Raw genomic sequence first — 16,468 nt, forward strand, 5'->3', positions numbered from 1 at the left:
ACAAAGATGTCTCAGAAGGCTCCCTGGCATGGCGTGATCGTCGCATCCGCCCTGCCGTTCAAGGACGACCTCTCGGTCGACTACGACCGATTCGCCGATCACGTGCGCTTCCTCGCCGACAACGGCTGCGACGGGATCGCGCCGAACGGCTCGCTGGGTGAATACCAGAACCTCAGCGAGCAGGAGCGCGCGAAGGTGATCGAGGTTGCTGTCGACGCCGCCCCCGAGGGCTTCTCGGTGATGGCGGGCGTCGGCGCGTACGGTGCGCTGCAGTCGGCGCACTGGGCCGAGCAGGCCGCGAAGGCCGGCGCGGACTGCGTCATGCTGCTGCCCCCGAACACGTACCGGGCGAACCGTGAGCAGGTCAAGCACCACTACGCCACCGTCGCGGCGGTGGGCCTGCCCATCGTGGGCTACAACAACCCCATCGACACCAAGGTCGACCTCGTGCCCGACCTGATCGCCGAGATCCACGAGGCCGGTCACATGGTGGGCGTGAAGGAGTTCACCGGCGACCCCCGGCGCATCTACGAGATCAAGGAGCTCGCTCCCGACATCGACATCCTCATCGGCACCGACGACAGCGTTCTCGAGGTCGGCATCGCGGGAGCCGTCGGCTGGGTGGCCGGCTACCCCAACGCCATCCCGCAGGCCACCGTCGAGCTGTTCCGCCTCTCCACCTCGGGAGACGTGCGCGACCTCGAGCGCGCCAAGGTGATCTACCGCGACCTGCACAAGCTGCTGCGCTGGGACACCAAGACGGAGTTCGTCGAGTCCATCAAGCTCTCGATGGACGTGCTCGGGCTGTACGGCGGCCCCTGCCGACCGCCGCGCCTGCCCCTTCCGAAGGACGTCGCCGACCGCATCGTCGCCGACACCGAAGAGGCCGCCGCCAAGGGCTACGGCAAGTGATCCGCGCCGTGGATGCGCAGGCGGCGTGCTGTCGCCGCGCATCCACGGCATCCGATAGTTTCGTAGGCAGTGCCATGCCGCATGGCACTGCCTACGCTTCTTGATCGGTGGTCGTTCATGACACTCCCCTCCGTCGTCACTCCCCTGCAGCCGGTGATGAACCTGCGAGAGCGCGTGGAGGTGGCGCTCGAGGCGGCGATCCGCGCCGGCGAGATGGCCCCCGGCGAGCTCTTCTCGGCGCCCGCGCTCGCCGCGCGATTCAACGTCTCGGCCACGCCGGTGCGCGAAGCGATGCTGAACCTCGAGAAGCTCGGCTTCGTCGAGGCGGTGCGCAACAAGGGATTCCGCGTGACCGAGGTGCGCGATGACGAGGTGGCGAACATCGTCGCGGTGCGGCGGCTGCTCGAGCCGCCGGTGATGCGCGAGCTGGCGGGAAAGATCCCGGCGGATGCCATCGAGAAGCTGCGCGCGACGGCGGATGCCATCGTCGAGGGCGCTTCCAGCGGAGACCTCACCACCTACCTCGAGGCCGATCGCGCCTTCCACGAGGCCATTAACGTGCACAGCGGCAACCCGCGCCTGGCCGCGCTCATCTCGCAGCTGCGCAAGGAGACCCGTCTTCCTGGCCTCGCCGGCCTGCTGGCCACCGAGCAGCTGTCGCGCTCGGCGGCTGAGCACCACGAGCTGCTGGATCTGCTCGCCCGAGGTGAGGGCGAGCGCGCTGAGCGACTCATGCACCAGCACATCGGTCACGTCATCGGCTGGTGGGCCGGGCGGCCCGAAGCCGGCAGCTGACGCCGCTCGCCGCGTGGCGGATCATCCGTGCGAGGTACGCGGATACCTCGCACGCACGACGCGGCGCGGATCCGCTGCGGCGAGGCTGGAAGCATGAACGCACGCACAGCCCTCGCCGCTTCCGCTCTGATCGGCGCAGCGGGGTTCTCCCTGACCGGATGCGCGGTGTACGAGGAGCTCGTCCACCACCAGTCCACGCACACCTTCGACGATCTCGCGGCTTTCGGTGCCGAGGCGGACGTCGACGCGCCGTGGATCCCCGCCGACGCCACCGACATCACTGTGCGCACGTCGACGTCGGAGAGCTCCGACGACGCCGTCATCCTGCTCACCGGTGACTTCGCTCTCGCCGGCGACTGCGCGGATGTGGAGCGGCGCTCGGCTCCGGTGTGGACGCTCGACGGCGCGCCCGACCCGTACGCGGCCAAGACCGTCTTCGCCTGCGGCGACTGGAGCGTGATTCCCGCCGACGACGGCTGGTTCGGCTGGACGCCGAACTCCGACACGGAGCGCGCGGGGTGACGGGGGAAGTGACCGCCGGCAGACGCGCATCGTCCGGTCACGCACCGCTCCCCGATACGGGAAAACCCCCGATTTCTCGGGGGTTTTCATGGCGGTGACGGTGGGATTTGAACCCACGGTAGGGGGTTACCCTACACAACTTTTCGAGAGTTGCACCTTCGGCCGCTCGGACACGTCACCGTCGTCCAGCTTACGACATCCCTCCCCCGCTTCGCCAATCGAGACGAGCACCAGAGAACGCGGTGATAGCGCGTGACATATTACTGTTTTGAACCTAGATTGGGAACATGCCCGACGTCATCGCCGATCTCGCCCTGGTCAACGCACAGCTGCTCGCCGAGCGGGTGAGCATGTCCGCCGCCATCGCGGCCGTGCAGAGCACGCTGCGAGACGGTTTCGACCCCGAGCACGACCTCGCTCGGCAGATCCTCGACGTCCCCAACGGGCAGCTGCTGCTCATGCCCGCCGCAGCGGGCGGCGCCGTGGGGCAGAAGTTCGCCACGGTCGCGCCCGGGAATCCCGAGCGGGGTCTCGAGCGCATCCAGGGCGTCTACATCCTCGTCCACGGCCAGACCCTCGCCCCCACCGCCATCCTCGACGGCACCGCGCTGACGAGCCTGCGCACCCCAGCGGTCTCCGCCGCATGCGCGGACGTGCTCGCCGGCGAGACCGCCGGCGACCTCGTCGTCATCGGCACCGGTCCGCAGTCGATCCGTCATGTCGAGGCGTTCGCGGCGATCCGCCCGCTGCGCTCGGTGCGCATCATCGGGCGGGATGCGGGGCGCGCGGCATCCGCCGTCGAGGCCTCCCGCTCCTACGCACCCGACGCCGACATGCGCGCAGGCACCTTCGACGACATCGCGGCCGCTGACCTCATCGTGTGCGCAACCACGGCATCCGCTCCCCTGTTCCCCTCCGCGTCGGTGCGCGACGACGCGACGATCGTCGCGATCGGCTCGCATGAGCCCGACCGCACCGAACTCGACCCTGCGCTCGTAGGCCGATCGCAGGTCGTCGTGGAGAGCCGCCGGGTCGCGGCATCTGAAGCCGGTGACGTGATCGTCGCGGTCGAGGCAGGGATGCTGCGCCTCGAGGACGTCGTGACCATGCACGAACTGTTCACCGGCGCGATCGCACCTGCGGCTGACCGCCCGCGGATCGTGAAGACCTGCGGCATGGGCTGGCAGGACCTCGCCGTCGCCCGACTGGCCGTCTGAGCGCCGGACCACGGAACCACCCGAGCATCGAAGGAGAACGCATGCAGTGGAGCACCGAGGACTGGCACACCGCCGGGGAGCCGTTCCGCATCGTCGAGGGCGCGCCCACGCACGGCGACACGGTCGCCGAGCGCCGCGTCGAGGCGATCAGCGGTGAAGCGGATGCCATCCGGCGGTTCCTCTGCCTCGAGCCGCGCGGCCACGACGACATGTACGGCGGGTTCATCACCCCGCCCGACGACGCGGGCGCCGACTTCGGGGTGCTGTTCTGGCACAAGGACGGCTTCTCGACGGCGTGCGGGCACGGGACGATCGCCCTCGGCGCATGGGCGGTGCGCACCGGCCGAGTCCCGTCCGACCCCGACGGCGAGACGACGGTGACGATCGACGTTCCGAGCGGACGCGTGCAGGCGCTGGTGCGCCAGAGCGCAGGGCGCATCGACGAGATCGTTTTCCGCAACGTCGAATCCCGGGTGCTCGCCTGCGGCATCCCGCTGCGCACGTCGCGCGGCGACGTCGAGGTCGACCTCGTCTTCGGCGGCGCGGTCTACGCGACGCTGCCCGCCTCGGCCGTCGGGCTCGCGGTCACCCCGCAGCACACCACCGATCTCATCGCGATCGGCCGCGAGATCAAGTGGGCGCTCAACGAGCATCCGGCCGCGCAACTCGAGGACGACCGTCTCTCGGGGGTCTACGGCACCATCCTGTTCGACGATCTCGGGCGCACCGACGCGGGTCCCCACCAGCGCAACGTGACGGTGTTCGCCGACGGCGAGGTCGACCGCAGCCCGTGCGGATCCGGCACCGCGGCACGGGTGGCGCTGCTCGCGGCGACCGGCGAGCTCGCCGACGGCGAGACGCTGACCCACGACTCGATCATCGGCACCCGCTTCCTCGCGCGCGTCGCCGAGCGCACGACGGAGGGGGTCATCCCCGAAGTGCGCGGCATGGCGCACCGGGTCGGCACCTGCACGTTCGAGCTCGACGAGAACGACCCCGTCGCCGACGGCTTCAGCCTGCGCTGACCGAGAGAACCGAGGAGACATGAGCATGTCCGCACCCGCAGCACCCCTGACGGTCTCCGGCGCCCAGGTCTGGGACGGCGAGCGCTTCGAGCGCCGCGACCTGCACATCGCCGAGGGCAGGGTGTGCGAGCACCCGCAACCCGACGCCGACGTGGTCGACGGCGTCGACCTCTGGGTCGTGCCCGGACTCATCGACGCGCACTTCCACGCCTACGCCACGAGCATGGACGGCTTCGAGAACGAGCGCGGCCCGCTCAGCTATGCCGCACTCAACGGCGCGCGCCGGCTCGCGCGGGCGCTGCAGCGGGGCTTCACCACGGTACGCGACGTCGCGGGCGGCGACATCGGGCTCGCTCAGGCGATCGATGCCGGACTGTTCCCGTCTCCGCGGTACCACTTCACCGGCCCCGCCCTCAGCCAGACCGGCGGGCACGGCGATCCGCGCACCGCGCACGTGGACGTGTGCTTCTCGCACGGGCACATGTGCGAGGTCGTCGACGGCGTCGACGCCCTGCGCGTCGCCGTACGCGAGCGGCTGCGCACCGGCGCGCACGCGATCAAGGTGATGGCCTCTGGCGGGGTGTTCTCGCTGACCGACCCGATCCGGGTCCCGCAGTACTCACCGGAAGAGCTGACCGCCGTTGTCGAGGAGGCGACCCGCCGGGGCAGCTACGTCGCCGCGCACGCGTACTCGTCGGAGGCCGTGCAGCATGCCGTGCGCGCCGGCATCCGCTCGATCGAGCATGGCAACCTCATCGATGAGGCGACTGCCGTGATGATGGCCGAGGCGGGCGCTTTCCTCGTGCCCACCCTGGCCGCGTACGACGCGATGGACCGCCGCGGCGCCGAGATCGGGCTGAACGCCGTCTCCCTCGCGAAGAACGCCGAGGTGCTCACGAAGGGGCAGGACGCCGTACGGCTCGCCCACGCCGCCGGCGTGCGGGTCGGCTTCGGCAGCGACCTGATGGGTGATCTGGAAGACGACCAGCTCGCCGGGGTGCGTCTGCAGGTCGAGGCCAGCGGCGCCGCGCGGACCCTGCAGTCGATGACCGTCGTGAACGCCGAGCTGATCGGGGATGCCGCGCTGGGACACCTGCGACCCGGCGCGCACGGGGACGCCGTGCTGCTGGCGTCCGACCCGCTCGCCGACCCCTCGACGCTGTGGCGCGAGGACGCACGCCTCGGCGTCATCCGCTCCGGCGTCCGCGTCTGACCACGCAGCCGACGACAGCCACGGTTCAGCGACACCCCCATCCAAGGCCGAGACCCCCACGTGCGCCTGCGCACACGTGGGGGTCTAGGCGTAAGGCGGGTCTCAGCTGAGAGGCGAGACCAGCCGGTCGGGTCAGCGGGCGAATGAGCCCCACTCGTGCGAGCGACCGGCCTCGCTGCGCTGCTGCGGCACATTCCACGGGTTGTCGTCGCGCAGCGGTGCGGGCAGCAGCTCCTGCGGGGCGCCCTGGTAGGCCACGCCGCGCAGGAAGCGGGTGATCGCCGCGGTGCCGACGCTGGTGGCATCGGTCGTGGTCGCCGGGTACGGGCCGCCGTGCTGCATGGCGGGCGTCACCGAGACGCCGGTGGGCCACCCGCCGAACAGCACGCGTCCGCTCGTCTGTGCGAGCACGTCGACCAGCGGGGCGAGCGAGCCGTCGGAGAGCTCGTCGGCGCGGGCGTGCAGGGTCGAGGTGAGGTTGCCGGGGAACAGCTCGACGTGCAGCTGCGGCAGCGCATCCCGGTCGCTGTACTGCACGATCACCGACAGCGGTCCGAACGACTCCTCGAGCAGAGCCTCGCGATTCGCCATCAGGGTGTCGACGCCGACGATCACCACGGTCGGGGTCGCGTAGGTCTGCCCGGCGTCATCCGTGCGCACCTCCCCCTCGGACAGCACGGTCACCCCGTCTGCGCCCAGCACGTCGTCACGACGCTGCGAGAACGCGCGCCCGATGCCCGGGTTCAGCAGCCGGTGCTCGTCGACGGCGCCCGCGGCATCCGTCACCGCACCCAGATCCGACCCCTCCGGCACGAACAGGAAGCCGGGCTTGGTGCACAGCTGCCCCGCCGAGCCCGACACCGAGGTGACGAATGCCTCGAGCAGCGCGGAATCAGCGTAGGTCGCGTAGACCGGGTTCACGCTGCCCAGCTCGCCGTAGAAAGGGATCGGCACGGGCCGGGATGCGGCGATGTCGGCCAGCATGCGGCCCACGTGCGTCGATCCGGTGAACGCCCCGGCGCGGATGCGCTCGTCCTTCAGCAGCGCGACGCCGTTCTCCTGTCCGCTGATCAGCTGGAAGGTCGCCTCGGGCATCCCCGCGCCCTCGAGGGCCGCGGCGACGATCTCGGCGGTGCGCCGCGACAGCTCAGGATGCCCGGAATGCGCCTTCACCACCACGGGGCATCCCGCCGCGAGTCCGGCGGCCGAGTCGCCGCCCGCGACCGAGAACGCGAACGGGAAGTTCGATGCGGCGAAGTTCAGCACCGGGCCGACCGGCTCCAGCATCCGGCGCAGGTCCGGTCGCGGACCGATGACGTAGTCGGGGTCGGCTGCGTCGATGCGCACGTCGAGGTAGCCGCCGTCGACGATGGTGTCGGCGAACAGGCGCAGCTGCCAGGCCGTGCGTCGCAGCTCGCCGGCCAGCCGCGCCTCGGTGAGGCCGGTCTCGCGCATCGCGATCTCGATGAGTTCGGGCGCTGCGGCCTCGAGCGCCTCGGCGACCGCGACCAGGGCTGCACCGCGCTCGCGGGGGCTGGTGCGGGCGAACGGGCGGGCGGCGGCGGCCGCGGCGGCGGCGACGGCGTCGATGGGCTTATCTGTCACTGTTCTCTCCTCGTTTCGATGTCTGTCTGCGGTGTCCGCGCTGCGGTCAGAACACGAACCCCTCGGGGAACGGGTCGTCGGGATCGAGCAGGTACTGCCCGAGTCCGGTCACCCATGCGCGTCCGGTGATGGTGGGCACCACCGCGGGGCGGTCTCCCACGCGCGTCTCGGCCACCAGCGTGCCGGTGAACTCGGTGCCGATGAACGACTCGTTCACGAACGGCACGTTCAGGTCGAGCTCGCCTCTCGCGTGCAGCTCGGCCATGCGGGCGCTGGTGCCGGTGCCGCAGGGCGAGCGGTCGAACCAGCCCGGGTGGATCGCCATCGCATGACGAGATCGCACGGCATCCGAGCCGGGGGCGATGAACTCGACGTGGTGCACGTGGTCGGCGCCGCGCAGCACCGGATGCACGGGCGGGGCCTGGGTGTTGATGGCATCCATGATCGCGAGACCAGCGCCGAGGATGTCGTCCTGCCGGGCGCGGTCGAAGGGCAGCCCCATCTGCTCGAGGTCGACGAGCGCGTAGTAGTTGCCGCCGAACGCGACCGAGTAGCTGATCTCGCCGATGCCCGGCACGTCGATGCGCTCGTCGAGGCGGTCGACGAAGCTCGGCACGTTCTCGATCGTGACGTCGACGGCCCGGCCGTCCTCCACGCGCACCCGCGCGATGACCAGGCCGGCGGGGACGTCGAGGCGGATCTCGGTGACCGGCTCGGTGACCTCGACCATGCCCGTCTCGACGAGCACCGTCGCCGCCCCGATGGTGCCGTGGCCGCACATCGGCAGGAACCCGGATGCCTCGATGAACACGATGCCCCAGTCGGCGTCGTCCCGCGCCGGCGGCTGCAGCAGCACACCGGACATGGCGGCGTGACCGCGCGGCTCATTCATGAGGAAGCCGCGCAGCCCGTCGAGGTGCTCCATCGCGTACAGGCGGCGGTCGTTCATCGTCGCGCCGGGGATGCGTCCCACCCCGCCGGTGACGACGCGTGTCGGCATCCCCTCGGTGTGCGAGTCCACGGCCTGGATCGTTCGACGCGCGCGCATCAGATACCTCCTGCGAGATGGGCTACGAGGGACGCATCCGGATGCCGCAGCACCGCGCCCACGGCGAGAATACTCGCACGTCGGGGCGCGCCGCCGCTGTGCGAGATTGCGGTGCTCGGACGCGAATGGGTGTGGATCATGGCTTCTCCTTATCAGTCGCGCATCGAGCGGTGACGAGTCTCGGGCATCGTGGCGACGACGAGGAGCGCCAGCACCGTGATGATCACGACGTACCAGGCGGGCGCGACGGTGGAACCGGTCACGCCGATCAGCCAGGTCGCGAGCAGCGGCGCAGTGCCGCCGAAGATCGTGAAAGCCAGGTTGTAGCTGATCGAAGCGCCGGTGTAGCGCACCCGGGCGGGGAACAGCTCGACGAATGCGGGTCCGGCCGGCCCGAAGAACAGCCCGAGTGCGAGACCGAGCAGTCCCTGGCTGACGATCGCCGCGCCGAGCGTGCCGACGCCGACGAGCAGGTACGCCGGCACGGCGACGACCGCACCGAACAGGCCGGCGATGAGCAGCATCCGGCGGCGGCCGATGCGGTCCGAGACGAGGGCGGCGAGCGGCACGGTGAAGAAGGTGATGAGCAGGGCGATGCTGTTGGAGATCAGTGCGGCCGATGACTCGAGCCCGATCGTCACCGTCATGTAAGAGAAGAAGTAGCCGGTCAGCGAGTAGTAGCCGAGGCTGGCGACGGCGGCGATGCTGAAGCACACGAGCATGTTGCGCCACTGCTCGCGGAACACGGTGCGGATCGGAGCCGATTCCACCTGGCGGTTCTCGCGCATCTCGAGGAACGCGGGCGACTCGTCGACACGGGTGCGGATGTACAGACCGACGACGGCGAGCGGCGCACCGAGCAGGAAAGGCACCCGCCAGCCCCAGGCCTGGTACGCCTCGGGTGGGAGGATCGTGGTGAGAGCCAGCACGAGCAGGGCCGCGATGACCGGCGGGAGGTTCGACCACGTGTAGACCATGCCCACGTTGAAACCACGCCGGGCGGTCGGCGAGTGCTCGGCGACGAAGGAGTTCGAGCCGATGGTCTCGCCCGCGGCGGAGAGGCCCTGCACCATGCGGAGCACGACCAGCAGCACCGGTGCGGCGACGCCGATGACCGCGTACGTCGGCAGGAGGCCGATGAGCGTGGTGGAGATGCCCATCACGAGGATCACACCGGCCAGCACGCGCTTGCGGCCCAGCCGGTCGCCGAGGTAGCCGAGCAGGAACGCGCCGACAGGACGCGCGACGAATCCGACCGCGTAGATCGCGAACACCGCCATCAGAGCTGCTGCGGGGTCGGTCTGCGGGAAGAACAGGACGGCGATGACCGGCGCCGCGTAGGCGTACACCGCGAAGTCGAACCACTCGACGAAGTGTCCTATCGCCGACGACGTCATGACCTTCCGGACACGACGTTCGTCAGCGGATGCGGGTGAGGCGATCGGGTTCTCCGTGGCGGTGCTGCTCATAGCGTCTCCTTTGTCGCGTTCTGGCGTGTAACATGTTACACGTTACACCCGAGGCGCGAGACGCTTCTTCGCTTGCTGCTCGCCCACTCGCTCCGTCGACTCAGCCGCGGGAAGTGGACGTCGGCGTCGCATCGTCCCGCCCGCCCAAAACGCCGTCCGACTCAGTGATGGCGGCGAGTTCGCCGATCCGCACCGACGACAGCACGGGACGTCGATCGATGTCGAAGCGCGTCCCCAGCACATCCTCCACGCTGCGACCGCAGGTGCGGCCCTGGCAGGCGCCCAGTCCGGCGCGGGTGGACAGGCGCATCGCGCGCGACGAAGCCGCCGAGTACTCGTCGATGCGCGCCTTCGGCACACTTTCGCAGCGACAGATGATGGTGTCGCCCTCGAGCCAGCTCGTCCATCCCCGTCCGATGCGGTGCACGTCCAGGCGGGCGGCGAACGCCCGCATCCGTCTCCGAGCGGCGAGAGGTGCCCGCCAGCGGGCGTCCGTGTCGGGCACCCCGGCGGCGGCGAGTCCGGCGATCTCGCCCTCGGCGAGCGCGGCATCTGCACCGCCGATCCCGGTGATCTCGCCCGCGGCGTAGACGCCGGCGACGCTGGTGCCCTGGTCGTCGCCGACGCGCACGAAGCGGTCGGCGCCGATCTCACAGCCGAACTGGATCGCCGCCTCGAGCCGCGGGGTGAATCCGTGTCCGAGGGCGACCGAGTCGCACTCGACGATCCGCTCGGTCCCCGCGATCGGATGCCAGTCCGCGTCGATCCGCTGCACGGTGACCGCCTCCACCGCGGCGCCCCCATGGATGCGGGTGACCGCGCTGCCGAAGCGGTACGGCGTGCGGTGCCGCGCCAGCGAGACAAGATACGAGCCGAGCTCTCCGGCCTTGGCGGTGGCGGCGGTGAGCTCCCATGCACGAGCGCCCCAGCCGCGCAGCATCCGTCCTGCCTCGGTCGCCTCGACGACCTCGGCGACCTCGCCGCCCATCAGCGCGACGCTCTGCGCGACCGGCAGCAGGAACGGGCCGGCGCCGGCGACCACGGTGCGCGCACCCGGTGCGAGCCCGTCGCGTTTGGCCAGTGCCTGCGCGGCGCCGGCGGAGGTGACGCCGGGAAGCGTCCACCCCGGCACGGGCAGGACGCGATCGTGCGCGCCGGTGGCGACGATGACCGAATCAGCCTCGATGGTCTCCGCGCGTCGGTCCGCCGCGTCGGCAGGGCCGATCAGCACGTGCGCGCGCAGCGGCGGGCCCGTCTCGACGCGCCACACGCTCGCCGACGAGATCACCCGAACATCGCGCAGGCGATCACGCAGATCGGTGAAGCGACGGCGCTGATGCTGGAGGCGCTGGTCGGTGAGGGCGGGATGATGACGCCAGAACTGGCCGCCCACGCGCTCGCCCTCGTCGACGATCACCACGTCGGCGCCGGCATCCGCGGCGGCGGCCGCTGCTGCCAGACCGGCTGGGCCGGCACCGATGACCATCACCCGGGGTGCGCTGGCGCTCATGCGCGAATCTCCCTCTCGATCACGTCGCCGTCGCAGGCGGTGCGCTGACAGGCGCGGACGCCCTCGACGCCGTTGACGGTGAGCACGCAGTCCTGGCAGACGCCGATGCCGCAGAAGATGCCGCGTTCGCCGCCCTCGGCGGTGCGCCAGGTGCGGTGCCCGTGCGCAAGCAGCACGCCTGCGATGCTCTGGCCGTCGCGTCCTTCGAGCGACTCCCCGTCGAATCGGATCTGTACGGTCATGCCGCGGCTCCCTGCAGAGTGGTGCGCGAGGGCAGGAAGGGCGTCGGGTCCAAGGGCGCCGGGACGCCGAGCACGGCGTGCGCGATGAGCGCCCCGGTCGTGGGCGCCAGGCCGATGCCGGCGCCCTCGTGACCGGCCGCGTGGAACAGTCCCTGCACGCGCGCGTCCGCACCGATCGCCGGCAGGTGGTCGGGTGCGTACGGGCGGAAGCCGAAGTAGGTGCGCAGCAGCATGGTGTCGCGCAGGAAGGGGAACAGCCGGCTCGCCTTCGCGGCGATCTCGGCGAGCGGCGCGAGCAGCCCGTCCTCGGAGAATCCGACGCGCTCGCGGCTCGAGCCGATCAGCACCGTGCCGGCGGGGGTGGATTCGACCACGGTCGACGTCTGCAGCGCGGCATCCGCAGACCCGACCGCGCCCACATAGTCGGCGTCGTACACCTTATGGAACACGCGCTGCGGCATCGCGGTGGTCACCAGGATCGTGCCGCGACGCGGGCGGATGTCGAGCTCGGCGCCGAACAGCGCGGCGATCTCCCCTGCCCACGGCCCCGCGCAGTTCACCACGGCGTCAGCGTCGATGCGCCCGGTCAGAGTGCGCACACCACGCACCCGTCCGGCTTCGACGACCGCGCCGGTGACCTCTGTCACGTGAAGCTGCGCCCCGAGGTGGCGTGCCCGGGCGAGCATGGCCTGCGCGGCGAGACTGGGCTGCACCTGGGCGTCGTCGGGGTAGTGCACGCCGACGGCGACCTCGGGGGCGAGATGCGGCTCGGCGGCGCGCAGCGCCGCGGCATCGAGCACGTCGGCCCGGATGCCCATCTCGCGCTGCGCGGCGGCGAAGCCCTGCAGCGCCTCCGCCCCGGGGGCGAATGCGACGACGATCCCGCCCTTCGCCTCGAACTCGGTCGCCGGCTGACCGGGCACGCGCTCCGCGTCGAGCCGTTCGGCGAGCTCGCGCCACGCCCGGTTGGCTTCGACGGCCATGACCGCTTCGGCTCCCGGCTGCTTGTCAGAGACGAGGATGTTGCCCTCGCAGCGACTCGAAGTCTCACCGGCCACCCCGGTGCGGTCGAGCACCGTCACCTCGGCGCCGGCCTCGGTCAGGCTCAGCGCGCACGCGGCGCCAACGGCGCCGGCTCCGATCACGATGATCCGCATCGATCACACCTCCTCGACCAGCTTAGTGCAATGTCACATGCTCACAGCGCTGATCAGCCGCCGAGATAGGCGTCGATCACCCGGGCATCCGCCGCGAGTTCCGCCGCCGGACCCGACAGCGTGGTCTGACCGCTTTCGACGACGTACGCGCGGTCGGCGATCCTCAGCGCCGCGCGGGCGTTCTGCTCGACCAGCAGCACCGTGGTGCCCTGGGCGTTGACCGCCTGGATCGTCTCCATGACCTGCTTGACCACCAGGGGCGCGAGCCCCATCGACGGCTCGTCGAGCAGCAGCAGCTTCGGTCCGCCGATGATCGCGCGTCCGATGGCCACCATCTGCTGCTCGCCGCCGGAGAGGGTGCCGCCCTGCTGACGGCGCCGCTCGGCCAGCCGCGGCATCAGGGCGTACACCTGCTCGACGCGCTGGGCGATGAGCTTCGTGTCGCGCACGGTGTATCCGCCGAGCAGCAGGTTCTCGTGCACGGTCATGGTCGAGAAGATGCGCCGACCCTCCGGCACGTGGATGAGCCCGGCCGCGACGATGTCCCAGGGCTTTGCTGTGGCGAGATCCATCTCGCCCCAGCGCACGGCGCCCGACTTCGGGCGCACGAGCCCCGAGAGCATGTTCATCGTCGTCGACTTGCCGGCGCCGTTGTTGCCCAGCAGGCAGACGATCTCACCCTCCTGCACCTCGAAGCTCAGACCTCGCAGGGCATGCACGCGACCGTAGTAGACGTCGGCCGCATCGACTGTCAGCGTGCTCACGACCGGCCCCCCTTGCGGGTGCGGCCCGGTCGGGCAGGATCGAGCGATGAAAGGTTCACGGTGCCGGTCTGCAGCTTGGTGTCGTCGAGTGCCTCGTCTTCGACGCCGAGGTACGCCTCGATGACCACCGGATCGTGCTTGATCTGCTCGGGCGTGCCCACCGCGATCTCCTTGCCGTAGTTGAGCACCACGATGCGCTCGGCGAGCTCCATGATCAGGCCCATGTCGTGCTCGATCAGCACGACGGCGACGCCGAGGTCGCGGATGCGGCGGATCAGCTGCATCAGGCCCTGCTTCTCGTTGAAGTTCAGTCCGGCGGCCGGTTCGTCCAGCAGCAGCAGCTTCGGCCCGGTGGCGAGGGCGCGAGCGATCTCGACGCGGCGCTGCTCGCCGTAGGGCAGCTGCGTGACGTAGAGGTTCTCGTCGCCGGTGAACCCGACGAAGTCCAGCCATCCTCGGGCCTGCTCGGCGCACTCCGCCTCGGCACGCCGGTACCCGGGCGTGTGCAGCAGCGTCGCCCAGAACCCTTCGCGCAGGTTGGCGTGCATGGCCGTCTTGACGTTGTCGAGCACGCTGAGCTCGCGGAACAGCCGCAGGTTCTGGAACGTGCGCGCCATCCCCCACTTCGTCACCCGCGAGGGCAGGACGCGGTAGAAACCGAAACTCTGCAGCAGGTCGACCAGGCGCAGGGTGCGGAAGATCCCAGGCGCCTCACGCACGATGTCCTTGCCGTCGAAGACCACCGATCCGGATGTGGGCAGGTAGAACGCCGAGATGCAGTTGAACGCACTGGTCTTGCCGGCGCCGTTGGGCCCGATCACCGCGAGGATCTCCCCCGCTTCGACCGAGAAGCTCAGCCCGTCGACGGCCTTCACGCCGCCGAACTGCAGGCGCAGGTCCTTGACCTCCAGCAGCGCGCTCATCGGCTCTCCTCGCCTTCCACGGTCTCGAGGTCCTCGTTGGCGGTCGGCGGCGGCACCGCCATGAACCCGGCCGTCGCGGGCGGCACCGGCCTGCGCTTCTTCAGCCAGGGCAGCACCGCGGTCGCCGGCCACAGCCCGGAGGGGCGGAACAGCATGACCACCACCAGCAGCACACCGAAGATGAGGAAGCGCCACTCGGCGAAGTCGCGCAGCAGCTCGGGGGCGAGCGAGACGAACAGCGCGCCGATGATCACACCGGGCGTCGAGCCCATGCCGCCGAGCACGACCGCCATGAGGATGAGCGCCGAGTACAGGAACATGAAGCTGTTCGGGCTGATCGCCGACAGGTGCGTCGCCATGAGCTGCCCGGCGACGCCCGCCCAGACCGCGCCGATGATGTACGCCATGATCTTCGCGATGTAGGTGTTGATGCCCATCGCCTCAGCGGCATCCTCATCGTCGCGCACGGCCTTCCACGCCCTGCCGAGCCGGCCGCGGGCGAGGCGACCGGCGCCGATCACGCCCACCAGCACGACCACAGCGGCCACGAAGTAGTAGAACACCACGCGCTGCGGGAACTCCAGTCCGAACAGGGTGAAGCCGTCGGCGAAGCTCCAGTCGCCGAACCGCCAGGTGGGGATGCCGTGGATGCCGGAGGGCCCGCCGGTGATGTCGAGGTTGTTCGCGGTGATCCGGATGATCTCACCGAACCCGAGCGTGACGATGGCGAGGTAGTCGCTGCGCAGCCGCAGCGTGGGTGCGCCGATGATGATGCCGGCGATGATGCACGCCAGCACCGTGGCCGGAAGCGCCGCCCACATCGGCCAGCCGAGCACCGTAGTGAAGATGCCGGAGGTGTAGGCGCCCACGGCGAAGAAGGCGATGTAGCCCAGGTCGAGTAGTCCGGCGTAGCCGACGACGACGTTCAGGCCCATGCACAGCATGATGTAGATCAGCGCGCTCGTCGCGATCGACATCGTGTACCGCGACGCGTCGAGGAACGGCAGCACGAGCAGCAGCACGACGCTGATCGTGCCGAGCGCGCGCAGGAAGCCGGTGTTGGATGAGAGGATGCCGGCCGGCGCAGCCGGGCGGTCGAACAGCGGCGACGGGGCGCGCAGTGCGGCGTCGTCTCTGAATGCGGAGCGGGACATGTCACATCCTCTCGACGACGCGGGCGCCGAGCAGCCCGGTCGGTTTGAAGGTGAGGAACAGGATGAGGAAGGCGAACGAGAAGACGTCGCGCCATTCGCCGCCGAACCAGGCCGAGCCGAACGACTCGAGCAGCCCGAGCAGCAGGCCGCCGAGCATGGCGCCGTAGAGGTTGCCGATGCCGCCGATGACGGCCGCGGTGAACGCCTTCAGGCCGATGATGAAACCCATCAGGAAGTCGATCGAGCCGTAGTAGGCGCCGGCCATCACGCCCGCCGCCCCGGCGAGTGCCGAGCCGATGAAGAAGACCGTGGCGATCACGCGGTTGACGTTGATGCCCATCAGCTGCGCACCCTGCGGGTCGAGTGCGATCGCGCGCATCGCGCGTCCCTGCCGGGTGCGCTCGACGATGTGCGCGAGCACGAGCATCAGCGCCGCCGCGATCACCACGAGCACGATCTGCGCGGCCGTGATCCGCATGCCCGCGAAATCGAAGCCCGAGGACTCCAGCCGCACCGGGAAGGCCTCGGGGTTGGGGCCGAAGATCTGCCGCACGGCGTACTCGAGAGTGAACGAGACGCCGATGGCCGTGATCAGCACTGCCAGTCTCGGGCTCTTGCGCAGCGGCCGGTAGGCGATGCGCTCGATGCCGACCCCGATGAGACCCGTGGTCACCATCGACAGCAGCATGATGACCAGCAGCAGCGGGATCGACGACTCGTTCGAGATCCCGAATGCCGACATGGTCGCGAAGCCGGCGAATGCGCCGAGCATGTAGATGTCGCCGTGCGCGAAGTTCAGCAGCTTGATGATCCCGTAGACCATGCTGTAGCCGAGCGCGACGAGGGCGTAGAACGAGCCGACGATGAGGCCGTTCCAGATGAGTTGCATCACTGCGGATGTCCTTGCTCGTC

16 protein-coding genes and 1 tRNA gene are annotated in these 16,468 nt (G+C 70.1%); 6 read left to right on the forward strand and 11 right to left on the reverse strand.

The window, feature by feature from the left end:
- Positions 1-6: 6 nt before the first annotated feature.
- The 3 genes from V2S05_RS07930 to V2S05_RS07940 all read left to right on the forward strand — a co-directional run bounded on the left by V2S05_RS07930 (position 7) and on the right by V2S05_RS07940 (position 2,229).
- Positions 7-912, forward strand: coding sequence for a dihydrodipicolinate synthase family protein (locus V2S05_RS07930; protein WP_099195817.1), 906 nt, complete (start codon positions 7-9; stop codon positions 910-912).
- Positions 913-1,029: 117 nt separating this feature from the next.
- On the forward strand, positions 1,030-1,707 hold the full coding sequence (locus tag V2S05_RS07935) for a GntR family transcriptional regulator (RefSeq protein ID WP_413634647.1): 678 nt from the start codon (positions 1,030-1,032) through the stop codon (positions 1,705-1,707).
- A 93-nt stretch (positions 1,708-1,800) separates the two neighbouring features.
- Positions 1,801-2,229, forward strand: a complete 429-nt coding sequence (locus V2S05_RS07940) for a hypothetical protein (RefSeq protein WP_413634648.1) — start codon at positions 1,801-1,803, stop codon at positions 2,227-2,229.
- A gap of 89 nt (positions 2,230-2,318) precedes the next feature.
- On the opposite strand, the gene V2S05_RS07945 is transcribed toward V2S05_RS07940, so the two are convergent.
- A tRNA-Ser gene (locus V2S05_RS07945) sits at positions 2,319-2,409 on the reverse strand.
- A 107-nt stretch (positions 2,410-2,516) separates the two neighbouring features.
- Here V2S05_RS07945 and V2S05_RS07950 point away from each other — a divergent pair.
- From V2S05_RS07950 to V2S05_RS07960, 3 genes are read left to right on the forward strand one after another with little or no spacing between them, the layout of a single operon-like run.
- Positions 2,517-3,446 carry an ornithine cyclodeaminase family protein gene (locus V2S05_RS07950; RefSeq protein WP_413634649.1) on the forward strand — a complete coding sequence of 310 codons (930 nt, stop codon included), beginning with the start codon at positions 2,517-2,519 and terminating at the stop codon, positions 3,444-3,446.
- Positions 3,447-3,487: 41 nt separating this feature from the next.
- Positions 3,488-4,471: a proline racemase family protein gene (locus V2S05_RS07955; RefSeq protein WP_413634650.1), complete on the forward strand. Its 984-nt coding sequence runs from the start codon at positions 3,488-3,490 to the stop codon at positions 4,469-4,471.
- A 25-nt stretch (positions 4,472-4,496) separates the two neighbouring features.
- Positions 4,497-5,684: an amidohydrolase family protein gene (locus V2S05_RS07960; protein ID WP_413634651.1), complete on the forward strand. Its 1,188-nt coding sequence runs from the start codon at positions 4,497-4,499 to the stop codon at positions 5,682-5,684.
- Between the two features lie 132 nt (positions 5,685-5,816).
- Here the strand turns inward: V2S05_RS07960 and V2S05_RS07965 are convergent, their stop codons facing one another.
- From V2S05_RS07965 to V2S05_RS08010, 10 genes are all read right to left on the reverse strand, one after another.
- On the reverse strand, positions 5,817-7,289 hold the full coding sequence (locus tag V2S05_RS07965) for an aldehyde dehydrogenase (NADP(+)) (RefSeq protein WP_413634652.1): 1,473 nt from the start codon (positions 7,287-7,289) through the stop codon (positions 5,817-5,819).
- Positions 7,290-7,335: 46 nt separating this feature from the next.
- A complete protein-coding gene (locus tag V2S05_RS07970) occupies positions 7,336-8,337 on the reverse strand; it encodes a proline racemase family protein (protein ID WP_413634653.1) in 1,002 nt (333 codons plus the stop codon).
- 152 nt (positions 8,338-8,489) lie between these two features.
- A complete protein-coding gene (locus V2S05_RS07975) occupies positions 8,490-9,806 on the reverse strand; it encodes an MFS transporter (protein ID WP_413634654.1) in 1,317 nt (438 codons plus the stop codon).
- 100 nt (positions 9,807-9,906) lie between these two features.
- Positions 9,907-11,316 carry an FAD-dependent oxidoreductase gene (locus V2S05_RS07980; protein WP_413634655.1) on the reverse strand — a complete coding sequence of 470 codons (1,410 nt, stop codon included), beginning with the start codon at positions 11,314-11,316 and terminating at the stop codon, positions 9,907-9,909.
- Complete coding sequence (locus tag V2S05_RS07985) at positions 11,313-11,558, reverse strand: (2Fe-2S)-binding protein (RefSeq protein WP_271639402.1); 246 nt, start codon at positions 11,556-11,558, stop codon at positions 11,313-11,315. The genes V2S05_RS07980 and V2S05_RS07985 overlap by 4 nt, the downstream gene beginning before the upstream one ends.
- A complete protein-coding gene (locus tag V2S05_RS07990; protein ID WP_413634656.1) occupies positions 11,555-12,715 on the reverse strand; it encodes an NAD(P)/FAD-dependent oxidoreductase in 1,161 nt (386 codons plus the stop codon). Before V2S05_RS07990 ends, V2S05_RS07985 begins: the two co-directional genes overlap by 4 nt.
- Before the next feature lie 53 nt (positions 12,716-12,768).
- Positions 12,769-13,479, reverse strand: a complete 711-nt coding sequence (locus V2S05_RS07995) for an ABC transporter ATP-binding protein (protein WP_413634657.1) — start codon at positions 13,477-13,479, stop codon at positions 12,769-12,771.
- Positions 13,476-14,402 (reverse strand): ABC transporter ATP-binding protein, encoded by a 927-nt coding sequence (locus V2S05_RS08000; protein WP_099195808.1) that lies wholly within the window; start codon positions 14,400-14,402, stop codon positions 13,476-13,478. Before V2S05_RS08000 ends, V2S05_RS07995 begins: the two co-directional genes overlap by 4 nt.
- Positions 14,399-15,556 carry a branched-chain amino acid ABC transporter permease gene (locus V2S05_RS08005; protein ID WP_413634658.1) on the reverse strand — a complete coding sequence of 386 codons (1,158 nt, stop codon included), beginning with the start codon at positions 15,554-15,556 and terminating at the stop codon, positions 14,399-14,401. Before V2S05_RS08005 ends, V2S05_RS08000 begins: the two co-directional genes overlap by 4 nt.
- A 1-nt stretch (position 15,557) precedes the next feature.
- Positions 15,558-16,445, reverse strand: a complete 888-nt coding sequence (locus V2S05_RS08010; RefSeq protein ID WP_271639610.1) for a branched-chain amino acid ABC transporter permease — start codon at positions 16,443-16,445, stop codon at positions 15,558-15,560.
- Positions 16,446-16,468 lie beyond the last annotated feature (23 nt).

The organism is Microbacterium sp. OR16, assembly GCF_047306725.1.
GTDB lineage: Bacteria > Actinomycetota > Actinomycetes > Actinomycetales > Microbacteriaceae > Microbacterium.